This is a genomic window from Streptomyces sp. NPDC018693, assembly GCF_044391385.1.
Lineage (GTDB): Bacteria > Actinomycetota > Actinomycetes > Streptomycetales > Streptomycetaceae > Streptomyces.
In genome coordinates this window covers 429,560-455,679 of the sequence record NZ_JBIRZZ010000005.1, presented here as the reverse complement: position 1 = coordinate 455,679, position 26,120 = coordinate 429,560, and the positions used below count along the sequence as shown (strand labels likewise).

The window sequence follows — 26,120 nt, the reverse complement described above, 5'->3', positions numbered from 1 at the left end:
TTCAGTGGACCGAGAATCCGCCGTCGACGAAGATCGACTGTCCGGTGATGTAGGCGGAGGCGGGGCCGGCGAGGAACACGGCCGCGCCCGCGAAGTCCTCGGCCAGTCCGTTGCGCCCGACGAGCGTGCGCCGGGCCAGCGCGGCCACCTTCTCCGGGTCGGACGACAGCCGCGCGTTGAGCGGTGTCATCACGAAGCCCGGTACGAGGGTGTTGCAGGTGACGCCGTACGGCGACCATGCCTCGGCCTGCGAACGCGCCAGCGACTCCAACGCGCCCTTCGACACACCGTAGGCGCCGCTCTGCACGAAGGCCCGGTGGGCCTGCTGGGAGGTGATGTGGATGATCCGGCCGTGTCCTCGCTCGGCCATGCCGGGCCCGAACCGCTGGCCCAGCAGGTAGGGCGCCTCCAGGTTGACGGCCATGGTGGCGTCCCAGACGTCCTCTCCCAACTCGCCCATCGGCGGACGGAGGTTGATGCCGGCGCAGTTGACGAGGATGTCGGGCTCGCCGGCCACCGCGGCCGCGTCCTCGGCCGCCCTGCGCACGCCGTCACGAGTGCTCAGGTCGGCCCTGACCCAGGCGGCCCGGCAGCCCTCGGCCACCAGTTCGTCGACCGTGGACGCCAGCTCGGCCTCTCCGCGCGCGACCACCACCACGCGCGCGCCGGCGCGCGCCAGGGCCCCGCTGATGGCCCGTCCGATACCGGAGCTGCCACCGGTCACGACGGCCACCCGGCCGTCCAGTGAGAAGAGTCCGGAGAGGTAAGCCTGCGTGATCATGCCCGAAGCGTAATCGGCGACGCCGGGGAGGTACGGGCGGGCGTTGGGGTCCGCGCCCTCTGCGCCGATCCGCCGAACGCTATCGCGGTCCTGTCTGCCGAGTGACGGGGCATGAGGCGGGCACCGAACCGTAGGCCGTCCGGCTGACGCATCGGCCCGGCAGGTCTGCGTCCGACGTGTGCGCGACCAGCATGTGGCGAGGGACCGGCATGGCCGCGCCTCAGGGGGTACTTGTCGCGGACGGGCAGCGAAGGGAGCGGTGATGCCGGTGGGCGGGTTCGGCTCGGCTCTCGCCCTGCTGGGTGTCGCGCTGTTCGGGGTGGGCACCGTGTATGCCGCGGCGTGGTGGGTGCGGACCGTGTCCGAGCCGCTGGACGCGCAGCCGTTCGGGTGCGGGCTGGAGCCGGTCGAGCACGCGGTGAGCAGGTTCCATGTGCGCTGGTACGCGGTGACGATGCTGTTCCTCGCCTTCGACATGGAGATGGTCTTCATGTACCCCTGGGTGAAGGTGATCTCCGCCATGGGGCCGAGCGCCGTGGTCGAGATGTTCACGTTTCTCGCGGTGCTGCTCGCGGGCGTGGTGTACGCCTGGCGGGAGGGGGCCCTGCGATGGACCTGACCGGCGCGGTACTGCGGGTGGCCGCGGCCCGCCCGCACGTGCTGCCGGCCGTGATGCCCGGCTCCACGGCGGTACGGCTCGCGGCCGAGCGTGAACTACGGAGGCGCGGCTGGCCCGTCGCGCTCACCCCGGCCGACGCCGACGTCCTGCTCGTCCTGGGCACGCCGGTGCCGGCCATGGCCGGCGCGGTCGCACGGCTGGCGAGGGACATGCCCGCTCCGCGCGCCACGGTCCATGTCTCCTCCCCCGACCAAGTGGCTTCGGCCCTGGAGACGGGGCGCAGCCGCTTGAGGGACGGCGCCCTGCGAGGCCGTGGTGGCCAGGGCGGTCCACGTGGTCACGGAGGACACGGCGAGAGCATGGGCATGCCCGGTGGACTCCCCATGGCGGAACAGGCCGGGGACCGTGACGGACTGAAGCTGGACCAGCTGCATCTCTCCCTCGGTCCCCTGCTCGGCGACTGGCCGGCGGCGCTGACGGTCCGGGTGACGGTGCAGGGCGACGTGATCCAGGAAGCGGAGATCGACTCCCTCGGACCCAGCGCCGGCGGGGTCTTCTGGAACGAGCCGTGGCAGCGAGCGGAGGCGGGCGGCCGGGTCACGACAGGGCAGGCGGCGCGTCGTCGGGCCGCTGGTCATCTCGACAGTGTGGCGCGGCTGGTGGGAGTGGCGGGCTGGCCGGCCGCGGCCATGGCGGCACGGCGACTGCGCGACGATCTGCTGGACGGCGGCGACGCCTCGGTGGTCGGGCCGCGAGCCGCCCGGCTGGCGCGGCGGGTGGGCCGCTCCCGCACGCTGTACTGGCTCACGCGTGGCATCGCCCCACTGTCCCGGGCGGACGCGCACGCGGCCGGGGTGCGCGGTCCGGTGGCCGACGCCGACGGGGATGTGCCTGCCCGTTACCGCGCCTGGCTGGCGGCGGTCGAGGAGGACCTGGCCCGCCTGAACGACGGATCACCCCTGGACCGCACCGCCCTCACCGCGGCGCGTCCGTCGACGGCCGGGCTGCTGCGGCTGCTCCCCGGCCTGCTGGAGGGCGCCGAACTGGCCGCCGCGCGGCTGACGGTGGCGAGCCTCGACCCGGATACCGACGAACTGATGGGCGCGGAGGTGAGCGGTGGTTGAAGCTGCGCCCTGGTGGGCCGTGCTGAGCACACCCGCCACGCTGCTCACCCCGGGCGAGGCCGGGCAGTCCAACGGGGCCGCCGCGCAGACGACCGTGGAAGGTCTGGACACGGGCGTCGACCAACTGACGGGCCGCCAGGGCAGCGCGGCCACCGGCGCCACGCTGCTCACCCCGGGCGAGGCCGGGCAGCCCAGCGGGGCCGCCGCGCGGATGACCGGGGCCGGTCTGGGTCCGGATGTCGAACAAGTGACGGGCCGCCGGGGCAGCGCGGAGGTGGACGGTGGTTGAAGCTGCGCCCGGGTGGGCCGTGCTGATCGCACCGGTCGTGCTGCTGGCTCTGGCGTTGCTGGCGGCCGGCGGCGATGCGCTGTTGGCCGCCGGGGAGGGCGGGCGGCCGGTGGGGGGCGCCGTGGTGCGGCCGGTGCGGGAGGTGGTGCGGTTGCTGGCCGTCCAGCCTCGGCGTCGTAGCGCGGCCGATGTGCTGCTGTGGCGGCTCGGGGTGGTGACGGTGCCGGTGTCGGCCGTGCTGGCCGTGCTGGTCGTGCCGTTCGGCCGGTACACGGTGGCCGATCTGTCGGTGGGCGTCGTGTGGTTCAACGCGATGGAGGTCGCCACCTGGGCGGGACTGTGGCTGGCCGGCTGGGGGCCGAACGCGGCCTTCTCCCTGGTCGGCGGGTACCGGTTCCTCGCCCAGGGGCTGGCCTACGAGCTGCCGTTGATGTTCGCGCTGATCTCGGCGGGCACGGGTGCGCAGTCGCTGCGGGTGGGTGAGGTGGCGGCCGCGCAGCACGGGCTGTGGTTCGCGGTGTGGATGCCGGTGGCGTTCGCGGTGTTCCTCGGCGGGGTTCTGGCGTTCAGCTTTCTCGGGCCCTTCGCGTATCCGGCCGGATCGGACATCGCGGGCGGGGTGCTCGGTGAGGCGGCGGGGGCGGACCGGCTGCTGCTGCAGGCGGGCCGTTGGCTGTGGCTGGCGGCGGGGGCGGCGATGGCGGTGCCGCTGTTCCTGGGCGGCGGGAGCGGGCCGGTCCTGCCGGACTGGGCCTGGTCGGCGGTCAAGACCTTTGCCGTGCTGGCGCTGCTGGTCGTCGTGCGGCGCCGGCTGCCGGTGGTGCGCGCGGACCGCTTCATGGAGGTGGCCTGGGTGGTGCTCATCCCTCTGACGATCACGCAGGCCCTGGTGGCGGCCCTGGTCGTCCTGAACCGGTAGGAGGCGAGGGCGTGTCGGCGGTGCTGTCGGTGGTCCTAGGGGTCGCGGCCCTGGTGTGCGGGTGGCTGGTGTTCCGGTTCCGCTCGATGGCCCGGGCCACCTTCGCGCTGCTCGCGTCGCTGGTGTGCGTGGGCGGCGAGGTGGTGGTTCTGGGCCTGCCCTATCTGGGTGTGGTGATCGTCCTGATGATGGTGATGGAGATGGTCATCATGGCCGTCTTCATGATCGCTTACATGATGGATCCGGCCGGTCTGATGCCCATGTCGATGGTCCACAACCAGCGGGGTTCGGCGGCCGTCGCGGGCGGGCTGTTCGCCGCGCTGGCCGTCGCGGTGTTCCTGGTGCCCTGGCCCGAGCGGTCCGGCCGGCCGCCGCGGGACACCACTTTCCAGTTGGGTGAGGCACTGATGGGCGAGCAGATGCTCACCATGATCACACTGGGGTTCGTGCTGCTGGCCACCATGGTGGCGACCGTTGCGCTGGCCACCTCTCGGGGCCGCTACGACCGGTTCGGTGACGACCTCGACCGGCGCGCCCCCGATGATCCGGCACGGGGAGGGATGGGTCGGTGATGCTGGAACTGTTCCTGCTGCTCGCCACCGGGCTGTTCTGCGTCGGTCTGTACGGGGCGCTGTCCCAGCAGTCCATCGTGATGATCATGATGGGGATCGAGCTGATGATCGGCGGGGTGATCGTCGCCGGTGCAGCGCTCTGGCACTTCGTGGCCCCGGCCGCCGCGAGCGGGCAGGTCCTGGTGGTGGCCGCGGTGGTGGCGATGGCGGTGGAGATGGCGATGGGTTTCGCCGTGACCACCGCGATCTTCCGGGCCCGGCAGGTCGACATGACCGACATGGCCGAGGACCTCAGGGGATGAGCGCGATCCTGTGGGCGCTGCTCGTCCTGCCCCTGGCCGCCGGCACGGCGCTCGCCCTGGCGGGCCGGACCGCCGACCGGTCGGCTCCGGTGCTCGGCGTCGCGACCGCCGTCGTCACGCTGGGCCTGGCGGTCGCCGCGGCGGTGACCCGCCCGGCCCTGTCGGTGCCGCTGTTCACCGGTGTCGACGCCGGGGCACGGGTGGACGGGCTGTCGGCGGTCATGGTGGTGACCGTCGCGGCGGTGACCTGCGCCGTACTCGGCTACTCCGTCGGGGAGTTCCGGACAGCTGACGACCGGGGCCGGTTCTTCGGGCTGATGCTCCTGTTCGCCGGCGCGATGCTGGTCACCGTCACCGCGACGACGCTGCCGCTGCTGCTGATGGCCTGGGAGGCGATGGGCGCCACCAGTTGGGCGCTGATCGGCTTCCGGTGGCGTGAGCGGGCGCGGGCGGAGGCGGCGGACGTCGCCTTCCTGACCACCCGCACCGCGGATCTGGGCCTGTACCTGGCGGCGGGCGCGGCTGTCGCCGGCGGGGTCGGCACGCTCAGCCTGGACGCGCTGGGCGCGGCCTCCTCGCCGTGGCTGCACCTGATCAGCGGCGGGGTGATCGCGGCCGCGCTGGGCAAGTCCGCCCAACTGCCGTTCTCCTTCTGGCTGTCACGGGCCATGCAGGGCCCGAGCCCGGTGTCGGCGCTGCTGCACTCGGCCGCCATGGTGGCGGCGGGAGCGTATCTGCTGCTGCGGATGCAGCCGCTGCTGACCGCGACGGGCTGGGCCGGGCCGCTGGTCGCCTGGGCCGGGGCGGTGACCGCGCTGGCGCTGGGGTCGGTGGCCGTGGCCCAGGTGGATCTCAAGCAGTTGCTGGCCGCCTCCACCGCCGCGCAGATCGGCTTCATGGTGCTCGCGGCCGGCGCGGGCGGGGTGGCCGGCGGGACCGCGCAGCTCGTCGCGCACGCCGCCGTGAAGTCGGGCCTGTTCCTGGCCGCCGGAATCTGGCTGACCGCGCTGGGCAGCCAGCTGTTGCCGGCGCTGCGCGGTGCCGCCCGGCGCCTCCCGCCGGCCGGTGCCGCGTTCACCCTCGGCGCGCTGACGCTGGCCGGGCTGCCGCCGCTGTCGCTGTGGGCGACGAAGGACGAGGTCCTCGCCGCCGCCTTGGAGCGGGATCCGGCACTGTACGCGGTGGGGCTGGCCGCGGCGGCCGTGGCGGCCGTCTACAGCGTCAGGGCCCTGCACGAGGTGCTGCGCCCCCTTCGCGCCGCCGAGGACCTCCCGCACCCGCACATCCCCGTGGTCATGGTCGCGCCGCCGGTCGTCCTGGCCGGCGCCGCTGCCGTCCTCGGCGTGCTCGCCCTGCCGGGGCCCGCCCAGTGGCTGCGCGGCCTCCTCGGCGCTGAGGGTGAACCCAGCCCGCACGCCTGGGAGTTGGCCCTGTCCGCGGCCGTCGTACTCGCCGCAGCGGGACTCACCTGGCGGCGGCCGGTCCGGGTGTCCGGTCGTGTGCGGGACTGGGCGGCCGACTGGCTGCGCCTCGAAGCGGTGGCCCGGCGTCTCGTGGCGCGGCCCGTGCTGTCCGCGGCGCGGGCGCTGGCCGACTTCGACGACCGGGTGGTGGACGGCGCGGTGCGTGCCGTCGGCCGGGGCGGCCTCGCCGTGGCGCGGACGGCGGGCCGCGTGGACGACGGTGGTGTCGACGCGGCCGTGCGGGCCGTCGCCCGCGGTGCCCGGCGGCTCGGTGGGTGGGCGCGGCGCCCGCAGACCGGGCTGCTGCACCAGTACTACGCCCAGGCCGCGGTCGGCTTCGCGGTGCTGACCCTGATCGTGCTGTTGGTGAGGTGACCGTCGATGCTGACCGCCGTCACGTTCTGGCCGCTGCTGGTGTGCGCCGTGCTGCTGGGGGTGCCCGGGGGCCGGTCCGGCCGGGTCTTCGTGTGGACGTGGATCGCCGCCGCCGCGCTCGACCTGGCGCTGGTGGTCGCGCTGTGGGTGGGCTTCGATCCGGGCGGCGGCCTGCAGTACGAGCAGCGGGCGCGCTGGATCCCGGGCGCCGGGGTCGGCTATCACGTCGGCGTGGACGGCCTGTCGCTGCCCCTGGTGGCGCTGACCTGTGTGCTGTTCCTGGCGGCCGCCGTGTACTCCCTGCGGGAGACGCGCCGGGTGCGGGCGTACGTCTGTCTGTTCCTGTTCCTGCAGACCGTCTGCACGGGGCTCTTCGTCGCCCTGGACCTCATCCTGTTCTTCGTCTTCTTCGACCTGGCGATCGTCGGGATGTTCTTCGTGATCGCCGGCTGGGGTCATGGTGAGCGGGCCCGGGCGGCGGCGCTGAAGTTCTTCCTCTACACCTTCGTCGGCTCCCTCGCCCTGCTGCTGGGCTTCATCGGCCTGTATCTCGCCGCCGACCCGCACACCTTCGACCTGGTCGAGCTCACCCGCGCCGATCCCCTGGCCGGCCGGGGCACGTATGCGGCGCTGGTGCTGCTCGCGCTCGGTGTCGGCCTGGCCGTCAAGACGCCGACCGTGCCCTTCCACACGTGGCTGCCGCCGGCCCACACCGACGCACCGGCGGCGGGATCGGCGATCCTGGCGGGGGTGCTGCTGAAGATGGGCACGTACGGTTTCGTGCGCATCGCGATGCCGCTGCTGCCCGGGGCCTGGCGTCGCTACGCGCTGGTGTTCGTCGTCGTCGGGGTGGTGTCCGTGGTGTACGGCGCGCTGGTCGCGCTGGCGCAGACGGACTTCAAGCGGATGGTCGCGTACACGTCCGTCAACCACATGGGGTACGTCGTTCTCGCGGTCGGCGCGGCCGGGGTGCTCGCGGGTACGGACGAGCAGGCCCGGTCGCTGGCCGTGATCGGCGCGGTGGTCCAGATGGTCAGTCACGGTCTGCTCACCGGCGCCCTGTTCCTGCTGTCCGGTGTTCTGTACGACCGGGCCGGGACCTATCGCATCGACGCCTACTCGGGTCTGGCCGGGCCCACCCCGCGTTTCGCCGCCGCCACCGGTGTCGCCGCGTTCGCCAGTCTGGGCATCCCGGGGTTCTCCGGGTTCATCGCCGAGTTCCAGATCTTCACCGGATCGCTCGGCTCCCAGGCGGTGGCGACCGCGGTCGCGGTGACCGGCATCCTCCTCACCGCCGCGCTGTTCCTGCGGGCGCTGCGGCAGATGTTCCTCGGCCCGGTGCGCCTGCCCGGCGAGGTCCGCACCGGGGGGTTTCCCGACCTGGCCGCCCGTGAGGCCCTGTCCGTCGGGCCGCTGCTGGTCCTCGCCCTGGTCATCGGTGTCGTGCCGCGTCCGCTGCTGGACGTCGTCGAGCCGGCCGGGCGCACGCTGGTGGGGCTGGTGGCGCGGTGAGGGACGACCTCGCCGCGCTGCTGCCCGAGACCGCGCTCGCCGCGGCTGCGGTGGTCGGTCTGCTCGCCGGGTCCTGGCTGCCGCGCCGCCGCCAGTGGGTGGTCGCCGTGCTGGCGGCGGTGGCCTGTGTCGTGGGCCTGGTGGCGGCCGCCGTCCCCCTGGTCGGCGAGGGCGAACGGACCGTCTTCTCGGGCACGTTCGCCGTCGACACCGCCACCGGGCTGGGACGGCTGATCGTACTGGGCGCGCTGCTGCTGGTCGTCGCGCTGTCCGTGGAGACGTTCGGCGGGCACCGGCGTGAGGCGGAGTACTACGTCCTGCTGCTGCTGACCGGCGCCGGGACGCTCGCCCTGGTCGGCGCCAACGACCTGCTGATGCTGTTCGCGGGCTATCTGCTGGCGAGCCTTCCCGCCTACGCGCTGGCCGGTTACGCCAAGGACGCGCGCGGCACCGAGGCCGCCCTGAAGTACTACCTGCTGGGCGCGCTGCTGGGCGTGACCATGCTCGCCGGGATCACCCTGCTGTACGGGGCGGGCCGGGCCACCGCGTACGCCCGCTTGCAGACGGCGTTGCCGCAGGCCGCCTACGGGCTGGTCGCGGTCGGCCTGGTCGGGGTGCTGGCCGGGCTGCTGTTCAAGGTCGGCGGGGTGCCGGCGCACTTCTGGGTGCCGGACGTCACCGACGGCGCCACCGCCCCCGTCGCCGCGTACGTCACCACCCTGCCGAAGATCGGCGGGTTCATCGCCGCCTACCGTCTGCTCCGTCAGGCGCTGCCGGCGGTCGACGTGAACTGGCCGCTGCTGCTGGCGGTGCTGGCGGCGGCCTCGATGACGCTGGGCAATCTGGCCGCGTTCTTCCAGACCTCCGTCAAGCGTCTGCTGGCGTACTCGACGATCAGTCAGGTCGGCTATCTGCTGATGCCGCTGGCCGTCGCGACCCGCACGGACCTGGCCCAGCAGGCCCTGCTGCTCTATCTGGCCGCCTACGCCGCCACCAACCTCGGTGCCTTCGCCGTGGTCGCCGAGCTGCCGCGGGCCCGCACCCTGCGGGACTACCGGGGTCTGGCCCGGGATCGTCCCGGACTGGCCGCCGTGCTGGTGGTGTGCCTGCTCGGCCTGGTCGGCACCCCGCCCACCGGTGTCTTCCTCGGCAAGCTCCAGGTGTTCGGCGCGGCCGTCGACGGCGGCCAGACCTGGCTGGCCGTCCTGGCGGTGGCCAACACCGTGGCCTCCCTCTTCTACTACCTGCGCTGGCTCGCCCCGGTGTTCCGCCCCTCCCCCTCAGCCCATGCCCTCCCCGCACAGGCCCCGGCCGGCCGCTGGTGCGCGGCCACCGCGTACACGGCGGCCGCGCTGTCGCTGCTGCTGGGCCTGGCGGGCGGGGCCGTACTCGCGGTCGCGCGCGGCCCGCTGCTGCTGCGGTGAGCGGCCGGAGGGGGTGCGCAGGTTCGATCCACGAGGCCGGCGGAGGCCGCGTAGGGTCCGGCGCCGGCCGACGAGTCCCTCGCGGCCGTCGAGGAGAACCGCGACCGGATCGGCCGGGGCGCCGACGACAGCGACGTCGACCGTGCCGTGCCGGACGGCGAGACAGCGGATGCCGGCGAGGCCGACGCGGCGGCGCGGGCGCTGCGGAACTTGCGGGGTCTAACGCCCCCGACGACCCGCTCCGGCGGGCGCGGTCAGCAGGATCAGGCCCGTGGCGAGGATGCCCAGTCCGCACCAGGAGGCGGTCGGCAGGCGTTCGCCGACGACGGTGACGCCGAGGACCGCCGCCACGGCGGGCTCCGCCAGGGTCAGCGTCGTGGCCACCGAGGCCGGGGTACAGCGCAGGCCGTGCCCGAAGAGCCGGTACGCCAGGTAGACGGTGAACACGGCGAGGTACACCGCCACAGCCGTGCCCCGCAGTGTGCCGAGCCAGTGGGTGTCGGTGAGGAGGACGATCGGCAGCACCAGCAGCCCGGCCCCGCCGAACAGCACGCCCATCACCGCGTCGGAGGGGTGGCCGCGGGTGATGAGCCGGCCGCCGATGAGCGAGTAGAGGGCGTACGACAGTCCGGCGCACCCGGCGAGGGCGACGCCCCTCAGGTCCGTCGGTGTGCCGCGCCCGGCGAGTTCGGGACCGAGGACCAGGAGGGCGCAGCCCAGCACGGCGGCCGTGGTGGCGCCGGTCCAGCGGGCCGTGGGCCGGGCCTGCCCGGTGATCCAGGACAGCAGTCCGGCGAAGACGGGCGCGCTGCCCAGCGCGATCACGGTGGCCACGGCCACACCGGTGCGGGCCACGGCCGGGTAGAAGGTGATCGGGTACCCGGCGACGGCCAGTGCGCCCAGGACGAGGAGCCACCGCTCACGGGCGGTGCCGGCGGCGGGCAGTGCGTGTGCCCCTCGGGAGGTGAGGAAAAGCAGGAGGCCGCCGAGGGCGAGGCCGGCGCAGCCGATGGCCGCCGCCGGTGCGTCGGCCGGTGCCTGCAGGGCGGCGGTTCCGGTGGTGCCCCACAGCACGGCCGAGGCGAGGATGGGCGCGGGGCCGCCGAGGGAGCGGGCGTGGGAGGGGCGCGGGGCAGCGGGGGTCGGGCGGGAAGTGCGGTTCGGCACAGTCGTGTTCTTCCGTCGTCGCATGCGTCAGGGACCGGGTCCGAGGCGGGCACGTACGACAACGGAACCCCTGACCGCCCGTGCGGGTCGGCGGGGCCGGGAATCGAGCCGTCGGTGTGCGCGCCCGTCAGGCGCTGAGCGGCGGCAGAACGACGTGCCAGTAGGTGTTCATGCGGCGATCGTACCGGAGCCCGTTCCGGTCACCGGACCCCGACCACCACGCAGCTGTCGCCGTACTGCCAGACCGCCCCGGCGTGGCGGAAGCCGGCCCGGCGCAGCAGGTGGACATGGGTGGACAGGGGCAGGCGGACGTCGCCGTCGGTGGCGAGGGCGGACTGCCGTGCGCGGCGTTCGGTGAGCAGGTCGGCGAGTTCGGGGTCGGCGGCGGCGGCCGCCCACCAGGAGCTCCAGTCCTCGTGGGCGTAGGCCCGCCGGCGTTCGGCCCGGCGGTGGCCGACGGCCTGCGTCATCGCGGCGAGGGCGGGGTCGGCGGGTGGGAGGTGGTCGCCGTTGACGAGGACGCCGCCGGGCCGCAGCAGCCCGGCGAGCTGCTCGTAGGTGCGCAGCAGGGTCCGCGGGCCGAGGTAGTGCAGGGCGGTCGTGGACACGGCGGCGTCCAGCGGGCGGTCGAGGCCGAGGGCGTGGGTCCAGCCGTCCTGGCCGATGACCGTGTCGACGTAGCGGGCCGCGTCGGGGTGGTGGGTGCGGGCCAGTTCGAGCAGCAGCGGGTCGCAGTCCACGGCGACGATGTCCGCCTCGGGCAGTCGGCGGGCGAGCCGGGCCGCGAGGGAACCGGGGCCGCAGCCGAGGTCGACGACGAGCGGCCGGCCGGGGCGGCCGGCGGTGGTGTGCTCGACGACGTCGGCGATCACCGTGAAGCGGTCCTCACGGTCGACGGCGTAGTGCCGCTGCTGAAGTTCCCAACGCTCCACCCACTTCTCGGCCGTCGCCAGGCTGAGCCCCATGCGGTCGTGCCACCTTGCCGTCGCGCCTACATCGTGCTGCGAGCAGCCTACAGCTGGAAACGGTTTCCATTACGCGGTTCGGGTGAGTGTCATCCGAGGGTGGCGAGGACGGTCAGCAGCCGGTCGATCTCCCCCACGGTGTTGTAGACGTGCAGGCTCACCCGGACCGACTCGTCCTTCTCCCCCGCGCCGCCCTGGCAGTGGTGGTCGGAGCGGACCATGAAGCCGTGGTCGTAGAGGACGAATCCCAGGTCGCCGGAGCCGATGTCGCGGTGGCGGAAGGTGACGATGCCCTGGCGCCGCTGGACGGGTGAGTCGGCGGCCAGGCTGGTCTGGCAGCCGAGGATCTCGTAGGCGTCGAGGCGGCGCAGTCCGTCGGTGAGGCGGGCGGCCAGGGCGACGGTCCAGCGGGAGATGCGGTCCGGGCCGGCGGCCTCCAGCCACTGAAGGGCGGCGGCCAGGGACAGGATGCCGACGGTGTTCGGCGTGCCCGACCAGCCGCCGGGGGTGAACTCCGGTCCGCGCTCCTGGCGGGCCCAGACGGCTCCGGAGCCGGGCAGGGCCAGGGACTTGTGGCCGGAGAAGACGACGAAGTCGACGTCCGGCTCGGTCACCGAGACCGGCAGATGGCCGATGCTCTGGGCGGCGTCCAGGCAGATCACCGCGTCCGGGCCGACCGCCCGGCGGATGCGGTGGATGTTCATGTCGGCGCCGTAGACGTGGTGGACGTGGGTGACCGCGACGAACCTCGTGCGCGGCCCGGCGAGTTCGGCGAGCGCGCGGTGGTCGTAGTCGCCGGACGCCTGCTGGTAGGGCATCGGCACGACGTGGACGCGCACTCCCTGGCGGGCCAGTTGGCGCTGGGTCTCCAGCCAGGGCTCGATGTTGGCCTGGTGGTCGGCGTGGGGTACGACGATCTCGTCGCCGTCGGTGAGGAGCCCGGGGAGCCAGTCCCGGGCGATGGTGCGCAGCCCTTCGGTGGTGCCGCTGGTGAAGTGCACGGCCGAGCGCTGCGGGGCCGGGTCGCGCAGGAACCGCCGGACCCGGTCGCGGGTCTCCTCGACCAGCGCCGTGGTGCGGTTGGCCCAGGGGTAGGTGCCCCGCCCCGCGTTGGCGTTGCTGGTGGTGAGGTAGTCGTGGACGGCGTCCAGGACGGCCCGCGGTTTCTGGGCGGTGGCGGCGCTGTCCAGGTAAGCCAGATCCGGGTGTCCGGCGATGATGGGGAACTGCGCCCGCAGTTCGCGCTGCCATGGTGCCAGCTCGTCGAGCGTGCGGCTCTCGGGCTCGGTCACGGCGCGTCAGTCCCGTACCAGGGGGGCGCCCGCGTCCCGCCAGGCGATGATGCCGCCGGCCAGGCTGCGCACGTCGGGGTGGCCCATGCGGGTGAGCAGCGCGGCGTAGCGGGCGGACTTCTCGCCGACCGGGCAGGCCAGCAGGACCGGGCGGTTGCGGCTGAACGGCAGCCCGCCGTGCAGGAGTTCCTCGAAGATCTCGTCGACGATGTTGACCGACCCGTCGATGTGCAGGGCGGCGTAGGCGAAGGGGCTGCGCAGGTCGACGACGAGGGGGGTGCCGGTGGCGATCCAGGCCCGTGCGCCGGCGACGTCGATCGCGGGTGCCGTGCGGATCTCGGCGTCCGTGAGGTCGGCCGGGGAGTTGCGGCGGCGGGGGCGGCCGAACAGGTCGGGGCGGCGCCGGCGGACGTAGCTGAGGTAGCTCTCGACGCGGTCGCAGACGATGAACACGGCGGACTGGCGCTCCGTCAGCTCGGCGTCCACGGCGCGGAGTCGGCGTATCGCTCCGAAGTAGGCGGCGCCGCCGGTGGGGCCGGCGAGGATGCCGCAGCGCCGGTTCAGGGTGAGCATGCCCTCGATGGCGTCGGCGGCGGTCACCGCCTCGATGGTGTCGTAGGTGCCGGGGTCGAACAGGCCGACCTCGTGGGCCTCGTCGATGGTGCGGATGCCGGGGATGAAGTCGGACTTGGCGGCGACCAGTCCGAGGACCCGGACGGCGGGGTGGTGTTCGCGCAGGGCGCGGGCGACGCCGGTGGAGGAGCCGGCGGTGCCGACGCAGGCGATGAACCAGTCGGGGGCGCGGCCGTCGAGGTCCTTGACGATCTCCGGGCCGGTGCCGATGAGGTGGGCCTCGGTGTTGCGCGGGTTGAAGTACTGGTCGGTGTGGAGGTAGGCGCTGCCCGGCTCGGACAGGGTCCGGTGGAAGAGGGTCAGTGGGTCGTCGGTGGCCGTCGGGTCGAGGCACTCGCTCTGGCCCGGGAGTTCCTCGATCTCCGCGCCGAGCAACAGCAGCAGGTCCTTGATCTCCGGGACGCGCATCCGGTTGGTGACGCTCTTGAAGGTGAGCCCGTGCATACCGGCGAGCACCGCCAGGGCCTTCGCGGTGTTGCCGCTGGACAGCTCGACGACCTGGCTGCCCTGCGCGGCGGCGGACTCCAGGTGGGGACGGGCCATGCTCCAGGCGGCCCGGTCCTTGACCGACCCGAAGGGGTTGAGCAGTTCCAGCTTGGCGTACAGGTCGATGTGTTCCAGCCCGTGCACGGCCGGGTCGATGCGGACCAGCGGGGTGTTGCCGATGGCCTCGGTGATGCTGTCGTACCTCAACTCGCTCCTCCCACGGAGGTGGTCGGCCAGTACTGGTCGTCCAGGCACCAGCGCCACGCACCGTCGTCCTGCCAGGCGGCGACCTTGCGGGCGACGGGCTGGCGCTGGGCGTGGGTGGCGTGGAAGTCCATGCAGTAGCCGGCGGTGTTGGCGAAGGCCAGCAGGTCACCCGGCTCCGGGCGGCACGGCAGGAAGACCGTCCGGCGGGTGATGAGGTCGCCCTCCAGGCAGAGGGCGCCGACGAGGCGGGCCGCGACCGGTCCCCCGTCGGCACGCTCGGGGTGCCGGGGGAGGACGACGGGGTCCATGAGCACCCCGTGCTCCTCCAGTGCCACGTCCTCGCTCGTCGCGGCCAGCCGGACGAGGAGTTCCCCGCCGTCCTCGCGGGCGTCCGCCGCCACGACCTTCGCCAGGGTGACCCCGCACTGGTCCAGCAGGGCGCGGCCGGGTTCGATGTGCAGGTCGTAGAGGTGGTCGAGGAGCAGGGCGGCCAGGGGGCGGCCGCCGAAGGACGTGGCGGGGTGGGCGAGGAGTTCGTCGAGGTAGCGGGGGCCGGCGACGGGCCGGTGCGCGGGGTAGAGGCCGAGCGAGCCGCGCAGGGTGCCGGCCTCGTTGCGCAGTCCGTAGCCGTGACCGCCCTGGGTCAGGGGCGGGCGGGTACCCAGGACGGCGGCGGTGAGTTCGGAGGTGTAGCGCTCCCACTGGGCGCCGTCCGCAAGGTAGTTGAGGCCGAATCCGCCGCCGATGTCCACGGCCGAGGGCCGCAGTCCCCGGCTGCGGCACTCCTCCAGCACGCCCAGGCAGCCCTCGAGTGCCGTCGCCTTCTCGGCGAGGCTGGTGGTGTCCAGGTGGTAGGCGACGCCGGCCAGGTCGACGGCGTCGCCGTGGCGCTCGACGTCGTCCAGCAGGGACCGGGCCTCCCGTACCGGTGTGCCGAAACGGCTGTGCCGGCTCAGCACGCGCACGCCGTGCGTCTCGAATCCGGACAGGCGCAGCAGGACGCGGGCCCTGGGAAGCTTGTGGCGGCCCACCAGCCCGGCGAGTTGCTCCAGTTCGCCCCGGCTGTCGACGGCGACGGTGACGGACGTACGGGCGGCCAGCCAGAGGAACTCCGGGTTCTTCGGCCCGGTGGCCGTGATCCGGTCGGGCGTGAACCCGGCGCCGAGGGCGTGCTGCAACTCACCCAGCGACGCGACGTCCACGCCGGCGTCGGTGGCGGCCAGGCGGCGCAGCAGGGCGCTGGAGCGGTTGGACTTGTGGGCGTAGAAGACCTGGCCGGACAGGTGATGAGTGCCGTACACCGACCGGAAGTGCGCCAGGTTGTCGGCGATGCGGTCGGGAAACACCACGTTCAGTGGGGAGCCGAGCGCGTCGGTGAGCGTGTGCGGCAGGGTCTCGGAGGTCAGGAACGCGCGTGGGGGCCCGTCCAGCCGTGGTTCGAGATACAGGGGCTGCCCGCCCATATCCGGCCCCTCCCCCGCACATCGGGCCCGACATCCCGGGCACGGCAGACCACTTCCAGCGCTTTGCCGTATAGCTCCCTTCCCACCCATCCGGCGGTTTACCCGCCCCGGGCCGGCCTTCTTGATCGCGGGAGGCCCTTGCGCGGCTCGACGGATCGTTCACGACGGATGCCGTGTTCGAAGTGACGGTGACCGACGAGGGGTTCCGGATCCGTGAGACTCCTGTGGACCCACCTGTCCACAAGTCGTTCCGCGAGGAGGACGAGCAAGACGAGGATCCGGGGCTGAGCCGTACGGTGGTCGCCGTCGACGGGGACGAGCTGTGCGGGTTCGTCACTGCGTCCTTCGAGGGGGGGTAAGGGGGGGTCTGGCGGACCCTGATGGGGCACGCCGTCGGCTTCGGGCGGGAGACAGACGCGGGGCATGTCTGGCTGGAGTCGGCCGGTGAGCAGGCGCTCTTCATGGTCCGTCGGCTGCGCTGACGGCACGTGGTGGGGCCGGGACCCGTGTCGGGCCCGGCCCCGCGGGGATTCGGCGGCCGTCAGGGGGACGCCGCCGGCTGGTGGGAGGCGGTTCGGGTGCGGATCGCGTCGACCGTCTCCCACTGTTCCGGGGTGAGCAGGGCCAGGGCGGCGGGGAAGACGCCGTCCTGCTCCTTGAGGATGTGTTCGCGCAGGAGGGTGAGGGCGTCGATCAGGCGGTCCGGCCAGCCGGGATCGGTCAGGAACGGGCCGTCGGCCTCGGCCAGCACCGCCTCGATGCGGCGGTGCTCGGCCTCCAGGGCGGCGATCTGCTCGGGGAACTCCCCGGCGAGCGCGGGGAACAGCCCGTGCTCCTCCACCTCGGTGTGCGGGGCCAGGACGGCGGCGATCGCACGGGCCAGCTCCGCCATCCGGGCCACCGCGCCGGCCCGGCGGGCGTCGCGGACGTGGCTGATGAGGGTCACGACCCGTTCGTGCTCCTGGGTCAGCCGGCCGATGCTCTCCAGTGCCTGGCAACCGCAGTACTCACACATGGCGCCCTCCGCCCTCAGTGCTGCTGTGCGAGGCGCCGGGTGACCTCGCGGCGCACCCCGGTCTGGGTGAACGTCAGCGCGGCGCCGGCGACCAGTGCGAGCAGGACCAGGCCGATGGCGTACGAGCCGTACGCGCCGTACAGCGAGCCCATCAGCAGCGGCGGTACGAAGCCGCCCAGCCCGCCCGCGGCGCCGACGACGCCGGTGACCGAGCCCACCATGTTCGCCGGGGCCAGCAGGGCCACCAGGGCGAAGACGGCGCCGCTGCCCGCGCCGAGGGCGGCGGCCATGGTGAGGAAGGCGATCGTGCCGAGCGGCGCCAGGGGCGGGGTGAAGGACTGCGCGAAGGCGCCGGCGAGCACCACGGTCATGGAGCCGACGAGCACCTTGACGGGGCCGACGCGGTCCGACAGCCAGCCGCCGACCGGGCGCATGGCGACCGCGAGGAGCACGAAGCCGGCCATGCGGTTGGCGGCGTCGGCCTGGGTCAGGCCGTAGCCGGTCTTGAGGTAGGTGGGCAGGTAGACGGAGAAGGCGACGTAGCCGCCGAAGGCGACGGCGTAGAGCGCGGACGCCTGCCAGGTGATCCCGAGCTTGAGGGTGGCGGCCAGCCGGTTGGTCAGGGGCTCGGTGGGCACGGTGCGGCCGGGCGCGTCCCGCAGGACGGCGGCGGCCACGACGGCATAGGCGGCCAGCACGCCCGCGGTGATCAGGAACGGGTTGGCCATGCCGTTCGCGTCGACCAGCTTCACCGTGGTGAGGGCGCTGATCGCGGTGCCGCCCATGCCGACGCCGAAGACGCCGATGGCCAGGCCGCGCCGGGCGGGTGGGAACCAGGCGCTGACGAAGGGGACGCCGACGGCGAACGCGGTGCCGCCGATGCCGAGGAAGAAGCCGCCCACCAGGAGCGCGGCCAGCGAGTCGTGTCCGGCCAGGCCCAGGTAGAGCACGGGCAGGATGGTGGCGGCGGAGACCAGGGGGAACATCACCCGCCCGCCGAACCGGTCGGTGAGCGCGCCGACGGGTATGCGGCCCAGGGAGCCGACCACGACCGGCACCGCGACCAGCAGTGACTGCTGGAACGAGGTCAGGTCGAGGGTGTCCTTGAACCGGGGACCGAGCGGGCTGAGCAACGCCCACGCCCAGAAGTTGACGGCGAAGCCGAGCGTGGCCAGCGCCAGCATCAGCCACGCCCGGCCCGTGCGGGGCGCCTCGGTCGACGGGTCCTCGCTGAGGTTGCTCGACGGCTGGAGCATGCCGCCCGTTCCTTTCGTACGAAGGGAGGGCGGCCCCGAGGGACGAGTCGGGGCCGCGGGCCCGCTGAGCGTGGTGTGCGCCAGTGACCCGCAGCCACTATCCGCCGCGTACGGCGCTGGTGAGGTGGGGCCATCGGTCCCCCGCGACCGGTCCGGCGGTCCCCGGTCGTGGGGGCCTTTGTGGGGGCGGGTGGTCCCCTTTCGGCGCGGGCCGCTTCTCCGGTCCGCGCCGGTCGTACCGACGGTCCGCTCGCCGTGCGACGGTCCCCTCCGGCCGTACGGCAGTCCCCTCCGGCCGTACGACAGCGGCCCCGGCGGAAGGGGATCCGCCGGGGCCCGCTGCCCTGGTGTGTCTGCCGGTCTCAGTCCGTGCCGGTCTCAGTCCGTGCCGGACTCCATCGCGGCGCGGTCCAGCAGCGCGTCCTCCTCGGAGACCTCGCCGCGGGAGGCGATGGCCTCGGCGCCGCCCTCCGCCAGCTCCGGCATGGTCCCGATGAGCCCGGTCGCGGCGGCCTGGGAGGCTCCGACGGTGGGGCTGCCGGTGCCGATCAGGCCGAGGCCCGCGTACTGCTCCAGCTTGGCCCGCGAGTCGGCGATGTCGAGGTTGCGCATGGTGAGCTGGCCGATCCGGTCCACCGGGCCGAACGCCGAGTCCTCGATGCGCTCCATGGACAGCTTGTCCGGGTGGTAGCTGAACGCCGGGCCGGTGGTGTCGAGGATCGAGTAGTCCTCACCGCGCCGCAGCCGCAGCGTCACCTCGCCGGTGACGGCCGCGCCGACCCAGCGCTGCAGCGACTCGCGGATCATCAGCGCCTGCGGGTCCAGCCAGCGGCCCTCGTACATCAGGCGGCCGAGGCGCCGGCCCTCGTTGTGGTACTGGGCGAGGGTGTCCTCGTTGTGGATCGCGTTGACCAGGCGCTCGTACGCGGCGTGCAGCAGAGCCATGCCGGGGGCCTCGTAGATGCCGCGGCTCTTGGCCTCGATGATGCGGTTCTCGATCTGGTCCGACATGCCGAGGCCGTGGCGGCCGCCGATGGCGTTGGCCTCCATCACCAGGTCGACGGGGGAGGCGAACTCCTTGCCGTTGATCGTCACCGGGCGGCCCTGCTCGAAGCCGATCGTCACGTCCTCGGCGGCGATCTCGACGGACGGGTCCCAGAACCGCACGCCCATGATCGGCTCGACGATCTCGATGCCGGTGTCCAGGTGCTCGAGGGTCTTGGCCTCGTGGGTGGCGCCCCAGATGTTGGCGTCGGTGGAGTACGCCTTCTCCGTGGAGTCCCGGTAGGGCAGGCCGTGGGCGACCAGCCACTCCGACATCTCCTTGCGGCCGCCGAGCTCGGTCACGAACTTCGCGTCCAGCCAGGGCTTGTAGATCCGCAGGTTCGGGTTGGCGAGCAGGCCGTAGCGGTAGAACCGCTCGATGTCGTTGCCCTTGTACGTCGAGCCGTCGCCCCAGATCTGGACGTCGTCCTCGAGCATCGCGCGCACCAGCAGCGTGCCGGTGACGGCGCGGCCGAGCGGGGTGGTGTTGAAGTAGGCCCGCCCGCCCGAGCGGATGTGGAACGCACCGCAGGTGAGCGCGGCCAGGCCCTCCTCGACGAGCGCCGCGCGGCAGTCGACCAGGCGCGCGATCTCGGCGCCGTAGGTCTTGGCGCGGCCGGGCACGGAGGCGATGTCGGGCTCGTCGTACTGGCCGATGTCGGCGGTGTACGTGCACGGGACGGCGCCCTTGTCGCGCATCCAGGCGACGGCGACCGAGGTGTCGAGGCCGCCGGAGAAGGCAATGCCGACGCGCTCGCCGACGGGGAGGGAGGTGAGGACCTTGGACATAGAGAAATTATGCATGACGTCGCATGGTCATGCAACGTGGGCTTTTTTCGGTCGTCGGCCGGGGCCGGTGTCCGGGAGGGTGTCCCCATGCACACATCAGCCGACTTGATGGCCGAGACGTACGGGCTCGGCGCCGGGCCGTGGACGGTGGCCCCCGTCACCCGGGGCGCGCTCGGCCGGATCTGGAAGTTGACCGGGAACGGCACCTCGTGGGCGGTCAAGGAACTCCTCTTCGGATGCGACGAGGAGCAGATCCGCCGGGAGGCCGCGCTGCGGCAGACCGCGCAGGACCTGGGGATCGCGTCACCGCGCCTGCTCCCCAACCGGGACGGTGGGTACGTCTCCCACCTGACCACCTCCGGCGGCAGGTCCTCCGTGAAGCTGTACGAATGGATCGACGGCGCCCGGGCCGACGCGTCCGACCCGGACGTCCTGGACTGGTTCGGCCGGACCATGGCGCTCCTGCACACGGCGGGCGCGGGGGCGACCGGGACGCCGCACGACTGGTACGAGAAGTGCCCCGGGGAGCCGGACTGGAAGGACCTGCACACGAAGGTCCGGCAGGCCGGCCTGCCGTGGGCGGACGCCCTGGGCCGGTTCGTCGCGACCACCGCCGCCGAACTGGCCCGGTGGGTGACGCCGTCCGGTTCCGGTGACCGGGTGACCTCGCATCTCGACCTCCAGCCGCAGAACGTCCTCGTGGGCCCGGCCGGGCCCGTCCTGCTCGACTGGGACAACGCCGGGCCCACGTCCGCGGAGCGGGAGTTCGCCCGCGCCGTGTACGTGTGGTCGGGCGGCAACGACGTCGACGTCGACTCCGCGCGGCGGCTGGTCCTGGCGTACCGGAACGCCGGTGGCCGGGCCGTGGTCCGGGGGCCGCAGTCCTTCTCGATGCTCTTCGCCACCGACCTCAACTACGTCCGGGTCCAGGCCGAGTGCGCCGTCGATCCGACCGTGAGCGCCGAGAAGCGCGCCTTCGCCGGCGATCAGGTCGTCGACACCTTGCGCACCCTGCCCGACCTGACGGCCGTCGCACGGCTGACGGCGGCGCTCGAGGACATGTGATGACGGCGGGCTCGCGCGAAGTCCCCTACTTCGTCACCCGCACGGTGCCGTGGGCGCCGGTCTCGGCGTGGCGCATGTCGTGATCGACGAAGGAGTAGTGGCCGGGCTCGGGGAAGGTGGTCTCGATGTAGCCGCCCTGGGCCGGGGCCAGGTCGAGGACCTGGGCGCCGCCGGGTTGGTCGGGCGTCAGGAGGAGGGCGCCCTCCTTGTAGACGGTGTCGAAGACGGTGCCGACGATGTGGAACGCGACTCCGTCGGTCGGTCCGGCGGCCACCACCCAGAACCGGGCCCGCTCCCCCGCCTTCACCGACAGGGGCCGCTTGGCGTACTGGGCGGCGATGCCGTTGAACGCCCAGGCGTCCGGGGTGCCCTGGCGCATCTTGGCCACCTGGGCGGCGCTGCCGGGCGTGCCGAGGTAGAGCTCGGAGGAGACCAGGACGTACTCGTGGTCGACCTCGGGCAGTCCGGGCGGGTCGATGATCACGGCGCCGTACATGCCGTTGCCCATGTGCTGGAGCATCGGCGCGGTGCTGCAGTGGTACAGCCAGGCGCCCGCCCGCTCGGCGCGGAAGCGGTAGACGAGGCGCTCGCCGGACTGGATGGTGCGCATCGGGCGGTCGGGGGCGAGCGCGCCCGCGTGGAAGTCGATGCCGTGGCCCATGCCGTGGTCGTCGTTGACGAGGGTGATCTCGAAGACGTCGCCGACCTTGCCGCGCAGGGTGGGGCCGGGCGCGGTGCCGCCGAAGGTCCACATCTGCTGCCGTACGCCCGGGGCGACCTCGATCTCGGTGTGGGCCGCGTGCAGTTCGGCCTTGTGCACGGTGCCGCCAGGGGCGGGAGCGAGGTCGGCGGCGCGCGGTCGCCAGCCGGTGGAGAAGTCGGCCGCGAGGTCCGGTCCGCCGCTGTCCGGGGCGGTGGCGGTGGTGTGGCCGGTGTGCCCGTCCGCGTGGCCCTGCACGACGATGTCGAGCGTCATCCCGGCGGCGCGGTGCCCGGGCAGGGTGCACCATGCCTCCCGGTCCTCGCTGATCGGTCCGAGGTCGAGCGTCTGGCTGTCGCCGCGAGCGAGCAGGGCGGTCGCGGGGCCGTCCTCGACCTTGAGGTCGTGGCGCTGGGCGTCCTCGTTGGTGACCTTCAGCCGCAGGGCCGTGCCCTCGGCGACCTCGATCCGGGCGGGGCGGACCCGCATGTCGGTCAGGGTGACGTCGACGGTGCGGGCGGCCGCCCCGCCGGTACCGGCGGCGACGGGTGAACGGCCCGTGTCGCCGCCGCTGCCCGCGACCAGCAGGGCGAGGGCGGTGAGCACCGCCGCGGCGGCCGTGCCCAGCAGGACGGGCCGCCGGGACGGGGCTCCGTCGGTGTCGGGGCGGACGCCGCGGGCGAGGACGGTGACGGTGAGGGCGAGGAACGCGGCCCCGGCCGCCCCGGACAGCACCGCCCCGGCGGTGCCCGCGGGATCCGGCAGGGGCAGGGCCGTCAGGGCGACGCCCGCGTTGAGCGCGACCACCCGGACCGCCCAGCCCCGCTCCAGCACCGCCCGCAGCGCTGCCCGTTCCTCGGGGCCGCTCGCGAGCACGACCGGCAGCAGATAGGTCAGGGCGCCGATCAGCACCTGCGCCACGAACCCGACGAGCAGCAGCGGCACCAGGCTTCCGATGCCCTCGGTGGCCTCGTCGAGGGGGCGTGCCGCGAGGACGCCCACGTCCGCCGCCACGCCGACGCCCAGCCATGCGGTGGCCGCGCCCAGCATCCACACGGCCGCCGCCGAGACCGGACGCCGGCCGCGCACCGTACGGGCGAACAGCTCCACGGCCAGGGCCGCTCCGGCCGCGTACCCGGCGGCCCCGGCCACCGCGGGCCAGCGCCATCCGGCCGCGAGCGAGACGACCGCCAGCGGGAGGCCGGCGCCGGTCAGCACCAGCACCCGGCGGGCCGTCCGAGCGGTGCGCTCGGCCATGCGGACGCCGAGGACGGTGGGCCACAGCATGAACAGCGTGCCGAGGACCGGCCAGCCGATCCAGCCGAGCAGGGTGACATGGATGTGCGCCAGGCGCAGTCCCGCGTGGCCGTCGGCCGGGTAGCGGCCGGTGGCGAGCAGCCAGCCCAGGACCGCGCCGGCGATCAGCGCCGCGGCGGCGGCCCGGTAGAAGCCGACCACCGGGGCGAGCCGCCCGCCCAGTGCTCCCTCGGTCAGCCGCATCAGCACCACCAGGTGCGCGGCGACCGCGGTGACCAGCAGCGCGCAGGCGAGGCCGGTCAGCACCGGCAGGTCCGCCCACACGCCGGTCAGGACGCCCGCGACGGCGAGGTTGACGCCGGCCAGCCGGGCGTCGCTCCAGCGTGCGTCGGGGCGCCGGGCGTGCAGCAGGGCGATCGCGAAGTGCTCGCTCCAGACCACAATGGCGGTGGTGGCGGCGCCGAGCAGGAAGAGGTGGACGGCCAGCCAGCGGGCCACCGGCAGGGTGTGCTGCGCGGTGGCCGCCAGCAGGGCGAGCGCCAGCCACATCACCACCAGCGCGTGGGCGCGCAGATGACGGCCCTTCAGATGGGCCCGGGACGGGCCGGGCTGCCTTGCGGCGCCCGGGCCGACGGGGGTCAGCGAAAGGTCGGGGCCCCGGCCGCCGGTGCGGGCGGGGTCCTCGTGCCGACTGGTCATGTGATTGCTGCTCCTCGCCGCCTCGACCGGCGGTTCTCACGGACGTGACCGGCAGTGCCCACGGACTTGACCGGCGGTTCTCACGGATGGGACACGGCCCGCGCGGGCGGCGCGTCGCCCAGGAGGGCGGCCAGCTCCCGCTGGAAGGGGAAGGAGCCGGGCCGGTATCCGCACCAGGGCTCCTCGGCGTAGGGGTCGCCGGTGACGCCGTACGCCCGGGACCGGGAGCCGCCGCAGACGCGGCGGAACTCGCACCGCCCGCACCGGCCGCCCAGCCGGTCGGCGTCGCGCAGTCCGGTGAACAGCTCCGACGTGCGGTAGATCTCCGGCAGCGGGGTCCGGCGCACGGTGCCCGCGCCCAGCGGCAGGAAGCCGCTGGGGTGCACGGTGCCGGTGTGCGAGACGAAGACGAAGCCGCGCCCCGCGTTGACGTCCAGGGGTGGGCGCCGGGCCCGCCGCCCGCCCTCGTGGAGGCCGAGGTCGGCGGCGCGCGCGGTCAGTTCCCGGTACAGCGGCCCGAGACCCAGCACCGCGGTGTGGTCCTCGCCCGCGTCCGCCAGGACCCTGCGCTGGAGGGCGACGCGGCGGAAGTGGTGTGCCTCGGTGGTCTTGGCGGGCACCGTCATGCCGATGTCGTGGACGAAGTTCAGGACGTCCTCCGTCTCGCCCGGGGTGAGCAGTCCGAGCTGCCGGCCGCGCCCGGTGGGCACCAGGAAGAAGGCGCTCCAGAGCATCGCCCCGTGGTCGCGGACGAGCCGGACGACGTCCGGCAGGTCGTGCAGGTTGTGCCGGGTGACGGTGGTGTTGATCTGGACCTTCATGCCGAGGGCGCGGGCGGTGTCCCAGGCGTCCAGGGTCCAGCGGTAGACGCCGGGGACGCCGCGGAAGCCGTCGTGCAGGTCGGCGGTGGAGCCGTCCAGGCTCAGCGACAGCCCGACCGCGCCCGCCCCGTGCACGGCCCGCAGCCGCTCGGGGGTGAGGGTCGGGGTGCCCGAGGGCGAGACGGCGACGCGGACGCCCGCCTGCTCGCCGTAGGAGATGAGTTCCTCCAGGTCGGGCCGCTGGAAGGGGTCGCCGCCGGTGATGACGAAGAGGGGTGCGGGGTGTCCGAAGGCGGCCACCTGGTGCAGCAGGTCCTTGGCGGCGGCGGTGTCGAGTTCGCGCGGGTCGCGGCCCGGGACGGCCTCGGCGCGGCAGTGCAGACAGGCCAGCGGGCAGGCCCGGGTGGACTCCCAGATCACGATGAACGGCCGGTCCGCCACGTCCTGGTGCTGACGGCGCACCACCCGCACGGCGTTCACCGCGGATCCGCTCCCAGCGCGTCGGCGGTGACCACCAGGGCCGCGCCCACTCCGGTCAGCAGCGCGCCGAGGCCGGTGACCAGGGTGGTGAGATGCCACGCCTGGTAGGCGGAGAGCAAGGAGCCGCGCAGGGTCTCGCCCATGAAGGCGGTCTGGCGCAGCTTGGCCAGCTTCTCGTCGTCGCCGCCGCTCGCCTGGAGTTCCTCGGTGATCTCGGCGTACGTACGGCCGCCCGTGGCGTGGACCAGGTGATCCTTGATCAGCTCGGCGTAGGCGTGGGCCTGCGGGCCGGTCTCCACGGGGCACCCGGCGTGCTGGGCGAGCTGGGCGGGCAGTCCGCTGCGCGGGAAGGTGATCCGCTGCGCGGCGAGTTCGCCGTGGATCTCCTTGCGGCCGCCGCGGCCGCGGACGACCATGACGGGCCCGGCGGCCATCAGGACGGCGCCCACGGTGGCGAGCAGGGCGGCGCTCCGGCGGGGCGCACCATTCATGACGTGTCTTCCTTCGGTGTGAGCCGGTGGGCTGGGGGGCGGGTCCCGGTCAGCGGTGGCTGAGCCGCAGCCGCCAGGTCTCGGGGCCGCGCTGCAGGTACTCGACCGCGAACGCGCCGGGGCTGCGGTCCTCGATCTGGGCGAGCAGCGGCAGCGGGTCGTGCGGGGCGACGAGCACCATCGCGCTGCCCGTCGGTACGGCCTCCAGGGCGCCGAACACGGTGGCGTGGCGCAGGGCGTGGGGCACCTCACGTACGTCCAGCTCGGGTACGGCCGTGTCGTCGGCGCCGCCGCAGCCGCATGCTCCGCCGCAGCCGGTTCGCTCGGATTCCTGGTTCGTCATGTTCGCTTCCTCTTCGTCGTTCTCGGGGGCGGTGGCGGTGAGCCGGTCGTCCAGCTCGGTGAGCAGGGCGGCCAGGGAGATGTCGGGGGTCATGGCGAGGAGGGACAGCAGCAGGCCGTTCTCCTTGGCCGCGTGTTCCTCGTAGAGCACTTGCAGGGCCCGTGCGTCGGCCGCCGCGGCGGCCGGGCCGGACGCGGAGCGCAGGGCGTCGGTGAGGGCGGTCAGGCAGCGGTGCTCCCCGATCAGGCCCTCGACCAGCAGCCGGGCGGCGGGGATGCGGTGCGCGGCCGGGTAGAGGACCGACTCCTCCAGGGCGGTGTGCGGCAGGAGTTCGCGGTCGCAGAAGGCCACGAGGCCGGCCCTGAGGGACTCGGCGGCGCGCGGGTCGCGGTCGGCCGCGGTGAGCAGCAGGGCGACGCGCCCGGCCAGCTCCCCCGCCAGGCGGGCGTGGTGGGCCTCGGCGTCGGCGAGGGCGGTGGCGTCCTGCGCGGCCGAGGCGAGCGTGAGAGCACTCAAGGGGGTGTCTCCAGCGGTTCGTTCGGGGCCGGTCGTGAGGACCGGCGCGGT

The 26,120-nt window shown here is 73.8% G+C and carries 24 protein-coding genes; 11 read left to right on the top strand and 13 right to left on the bottom strand.

The features are described from left to right. Position 1: 1 nt before the first annotated feature. Complete coding sequence (locus ACH5AC_RS17095; protein ID WP_398862630.1) at positions 2 to 781, bottom strand: SDR family NAD(P)-dependent oxidoreductase; 780 nt, start codon at positions 779 to 781, stop codon at positions 2 to 4. Between the two features lie 268 nt (positions 782 to 1,049). Between ACH5AC_RS17095 and ACH5AC_RS17090 the strand changes: the two genes are divergently transcribed. From ACH5AC_RS17090 to ACH5AC_RS17050, 9 genes are read left to right on the top strand one after another with little or no spacing between them, the layout of a single operon-like run. Further along, complete coding sequence (locus ACH5AC_RS17090) at positions 1,050 to 1,400, top strand: NADH-quinone oxidoreductase subunit A (protein ID WP_398862702.1); 351 nt, start codon at positions 1,050 to 1,052, stop codon at positions 1,398 to 1,400. Then, entirely contained in the window at positions 1,391 to 2,524 is a 1,134-nt protein-coding gene (locus ACH5AC_RS17085) for a hypothetical protein (protein ID WP_398862629.1), read from the top strand. The genes ACH5AC_RS17090 and ACH5AC_RS17085 overlap by 10 nt, the downstream gene beginning before the upstream one ends. After that, complete coding sequence (locus ACH5AC_RS17080) at positions 2,517 to 2,813, top strand: hypothetical protein (RefSeq protein WP_398862628.1); 297 nt, start codon at positions 2,517 to 2,519, stop codon at positions 2,811 to 2,813. The genes ACH5AC_RS17085 and ACH5AC_RS17080 overlap by 8 nt, the downstream gene beginning before the upstream one ends. Then, positions 2,806 to 3,732, top strand: a complete 927-nt coding sequence (locus ACH5AC_RS17075) for an NADH-quinone oxidoreductase subunit H (protein ID WP_398862627.1) — start codon at positions 2,806 to 2,808, stop codon at positions 3,730 to 3,732. Before ACH5AC_RS17080 ends, ACH5AC_RS17075 begins: the two co-directional genes overlap by 8 nt. A gap of 11 nt (positions 3,733 to 3,743) precedes the next feature. Then, on the top strand, positions 3,744 to 4,304 hold the full coding sequence (locus tag ACH5AC_RS17070; RefSeq protein WP_398862626.1) for an NADH-quinone oxidoreductase subunit J: 561 nt from the start codon (positions 3,744 to 3,746) through the stop codon (positions 4,302 to 4,304). Then, the gene (locus ACH5AC_RS17065; RefSeq protein ID WP_398862624.1) at positions 4,301 to 4,606 is read left to right on the top strand and encodes an NADH-quinone oxidoreductase subunit NuoK; all 306 of its coding nucleotides are present in this window, start codon (positions 4,301 to 4,303) and stop codon (positions 4,604 to 4,606) included. The genes ACH5AC_RS17070 and ACH5AC_RS17065 overlap by 4 nt, the downstream gene beginning before the upstream one ends. Next, positions 4,603 to 6,444: an NADH-quinone oxidoreductase subunit L gene (locus ACH5AC_RS17060; RefSeq protein ID WP_398862623.1), complete on the top strand. Its 1,842-nt coding sequence runs from the start codon at positions 4,603 to 4,605 to the stop codon at positions 6,442 to 6,444. The genes ACH5AC_RS17065 and ACH5AC_RS17060 overlap by 4 nt, the downstream gene beginning before the upstream one ends. Before the next feature lie 6 nt (positions 6,445 to 6,450). After that, positions 6,451 to 7,956 carry a NuoM family protein gene (locus tag ACH5AC_RS17055; RefSeq protein ID WP_398862622.1) on the top strand — a complete coding sequence of 502 codons (1,506 nt, stop codon included), beginning with the start codon at positions 6,451 to 6,453 and terminating at the stop codon, positions 7,954 to 7,956. Further along, positions 7,953 to 9,380, top strand: a complete 1,428-nt coding sequence (locus ACH5AC_RS17050; RefSeq protein WP_398862621.1) for an NADH-quinone oxidoreductase subunit N — start codon at positions 7,953 to 7,955, stop codon at positions 9,378 to 9,380. Before ACH5AC_RS17055 ends, ACH5AC_RS17050 begins: the two co-directional genes overlap by 4 nt. Positions 9,381 to 9,599: 219 nt before the next feature. Here ACH5AC_RS17050 and ACH5AC_RS17045 read toward each other — a convergent pair whose 3' ends face one another. The 5 genes from ACH5AC_RS17045 to ACH5AC_RS17025 all read right to left on the bottom strand — a co-directional run bounded on the left by ACH5AC_RS17045 (position 9,600) and on the right by ACH5AC_RS17025 (position 15,593). Beyond that, a complete protein-coding gene (locus ACH5AC_RS17045) occupies positions 9,600 to 10,547 on the bottom strand; it encodes a DMT family transporter (protein WP_398862620.1) in 948 nt (315 codons plus the stop codon). A 200-nt stretch (positions 10,548 to 10,747) separates the two neighbouring features. After that, a complete protein-coding gene (locus ACH5AC_RS17040) occupies positions 10,748 to 11,512 on the bottom strand; it encodes a class I SAM-dependent methyltransferase (RefSeq protein ID WP_398862619.1) in 765 nt (254 codons plus the stop codon). An 89-nt stretch (positions 11,513 to 11,601) separates the two neighbouring features. Further along, a complete protein-coding gene (locus ACH5AC_RS17035) occupies positions 11,602 to 12,804 on the bottom strand; it encodes an aminotransferase class V-fold PLP-dependent enzyme (RefSeq protein ID WP_398862618.1) in 1,203 nt (400 codons plus the stop codon). A gap of 6 nt (positions 12,805 to 12,810) precedes the next feature. Then, entirely contained in the window at positions 12,811 to 14,130 is a 1,320-nt protein-coding gene (locus ACH5AC_RS17030) for a pyridoxal-phosphate dependent enzyme (RefSeq protein ID WP_398862616.1), read from the bottom strand. Further along, the gene (locus tag ACH5AC_RS17025) at positions 14,127 to 15,593 is read right to left on the bottom strand and encodes a Y4yA family PLP-dependent enzyme (RefSeq protein ID WP_398862615.1); all 1,467 of its coding nucleotides are present in this window, start codon (positions 15,591 to 15,593) and stop codon (positions 14,127 to 14,129) included. The genes ACH5AC_RS17030 and ACH5AC_RS17025 overlap by 4 nt, the downstream gene beginning before the upstream one ends. A 173-nt stretch (positions 15,594 to 15,766) precedes the next feature. Between ACH5AC_RS17025 and ACH5AC_RS17020 the strand changes: the two genes are divergently transcribed. Next, positions 15,767 to 15,952 carry a hypothetical protein gene (locus ACH5AC_RS17020; protein WP_398862614.1) on the top strand — a complete coding sequence of 62 codons (186 nt, stop codon included), beginning with the start codon at positions 15,767 to 15,769 and terminating at the stop codon, positions 15,950 to 15,952. Between the two features lie 182 nt (positions 15,953 to 16,134). Here the strand turns inward: ACH5AC_RS17020 and ACH5AC_RS17015 are convergent, their stop codons facing one another. From ACH5AC_RS17015 to argG, 3 genes are all read right to left on the bottom strand, one after another. After that, positions 16,135 to 16,608 carry a hemerythrin domain-containing protein gene (locus tag ACH5AC_RS17015; RefSeq protein WP_398862613.1) on the bottom strand — a complete coding sequence of 158 codons (474 nt, stop codon included), beginning with the start codon at positions 16,606 to 16,608 and terminating at the stop codon, positions 16,135 to 16,137. Positions 16,609 to 16,622: 14 nt separating this feature from the next. Further along, positions 16,623 to 17,864: a nitrate/nitrite transporter gene (locus ACH5AC_RS17010; RefSeq protein ID WP_398862612.1), complete on the bottom strand. Its 1,242-nt coding sequence runs from the start codon at positions 17,862 to 17,864 to the stop codon at positions 16,623 to 16,625. A 378-nt stretch (positions 17,865 to 18,242) separates the two neighbouring features. After that, on the bottom strand, positions 18,243 to 19,697 hold the full coding sequence (argG, locus tag ACH5AC_RS17005) for an argininosuccinate synthase (RefSeq protein ID WP_398862611.1): 1,455 nt from the start codon (positions 19,695 to 19,697) through the stop codon (positions 18,243 to 18,245). 87 nt (positions 19,698 to 19,784) lie between these two features. Between argG and ACH5AC_RS17000 the strand changes: the two genes are divergently transcribed. Beyond that, positions 19,785 to 20,762: a phosphotransferase enzyme family protein gene (locus ACH5AC_RS17000; protein WP_398862610.1), complete on the top strand. Its 978-nt coding sequence runs from the start codon at positions 19,785 to 19,787 to the stop codon at positions 20,760 to 20,762. 25 nt (positions 20,763 to 20,787) lie between these two features. Here ACH5AC_RS17000 and ACH5AC_RS16995 read toward each other — a convergent pair whose 3' ends face one another. The 4 genes from ACH5AC_RS16995 to ACH5AC_RS16980 all read right to left on the bottom strand — a co-directional run bounded on the left by ACH5AC_RS16995 (position 20,788) and on the right by ACH5AC_RS16980 (position 26,069). Next, positions 20,788 to 23,418: a multicopper oxidase domain-containing protein gene (locus ACH5AC_RS16995; protein WP_398862609.1), complete on the bottom strand. Its 2,631-nt coding sequence runs from the start codon at positions 23,416 to 23,418 to the stop codon at positions 20,788 to 20,790. Positions 23,419 to 23,498: 80 nt separating this feature from the next. Beyond that, the gene (locus ACH5AC_RS16990) at positions 23,499 to 24,719 is read right to left on the bottom strand and encodes a TIGR04053 family radical SAM/SPASM domain-containing protein (RefSeq protein WP_398862608.1); all 1,221 of its coding nucleotides are present in this window, start codon (positions 24,717 to 24,719) and stop codon (positions 23,499 to 23,501) included. After that, entirely contained in the window at positions 24,716 to 25,210 is a 495-nt protein-coding gene (locus ACH5AC_RS16985) for a hypothetical protein (RefSeq protein ID WP_398862607.1), read from the bottom strand. The genes ACH5AC_RS16990 and ACH5AC_RS16985 overlap by 4 nt, the downstream gene beginning before the upstream one ends. A 49-nt stretch (positions 25,211 to 25,259) precedes the next feature. After that, positions 25,260 to 26,069: a DUF2249 domain-containing protein gene (locus tag ACH5AC_RS16980; RefSeq protein ID WP_398862606.1), complete on the bottom strand. Its 810-nt coding sequence runs from the start codon at positions 26,067 to 26,069 to the stop codon at positions 25,260 to 25,262. Positions 26,070 to 26,120: the final 51 nt, after the last annotated feature.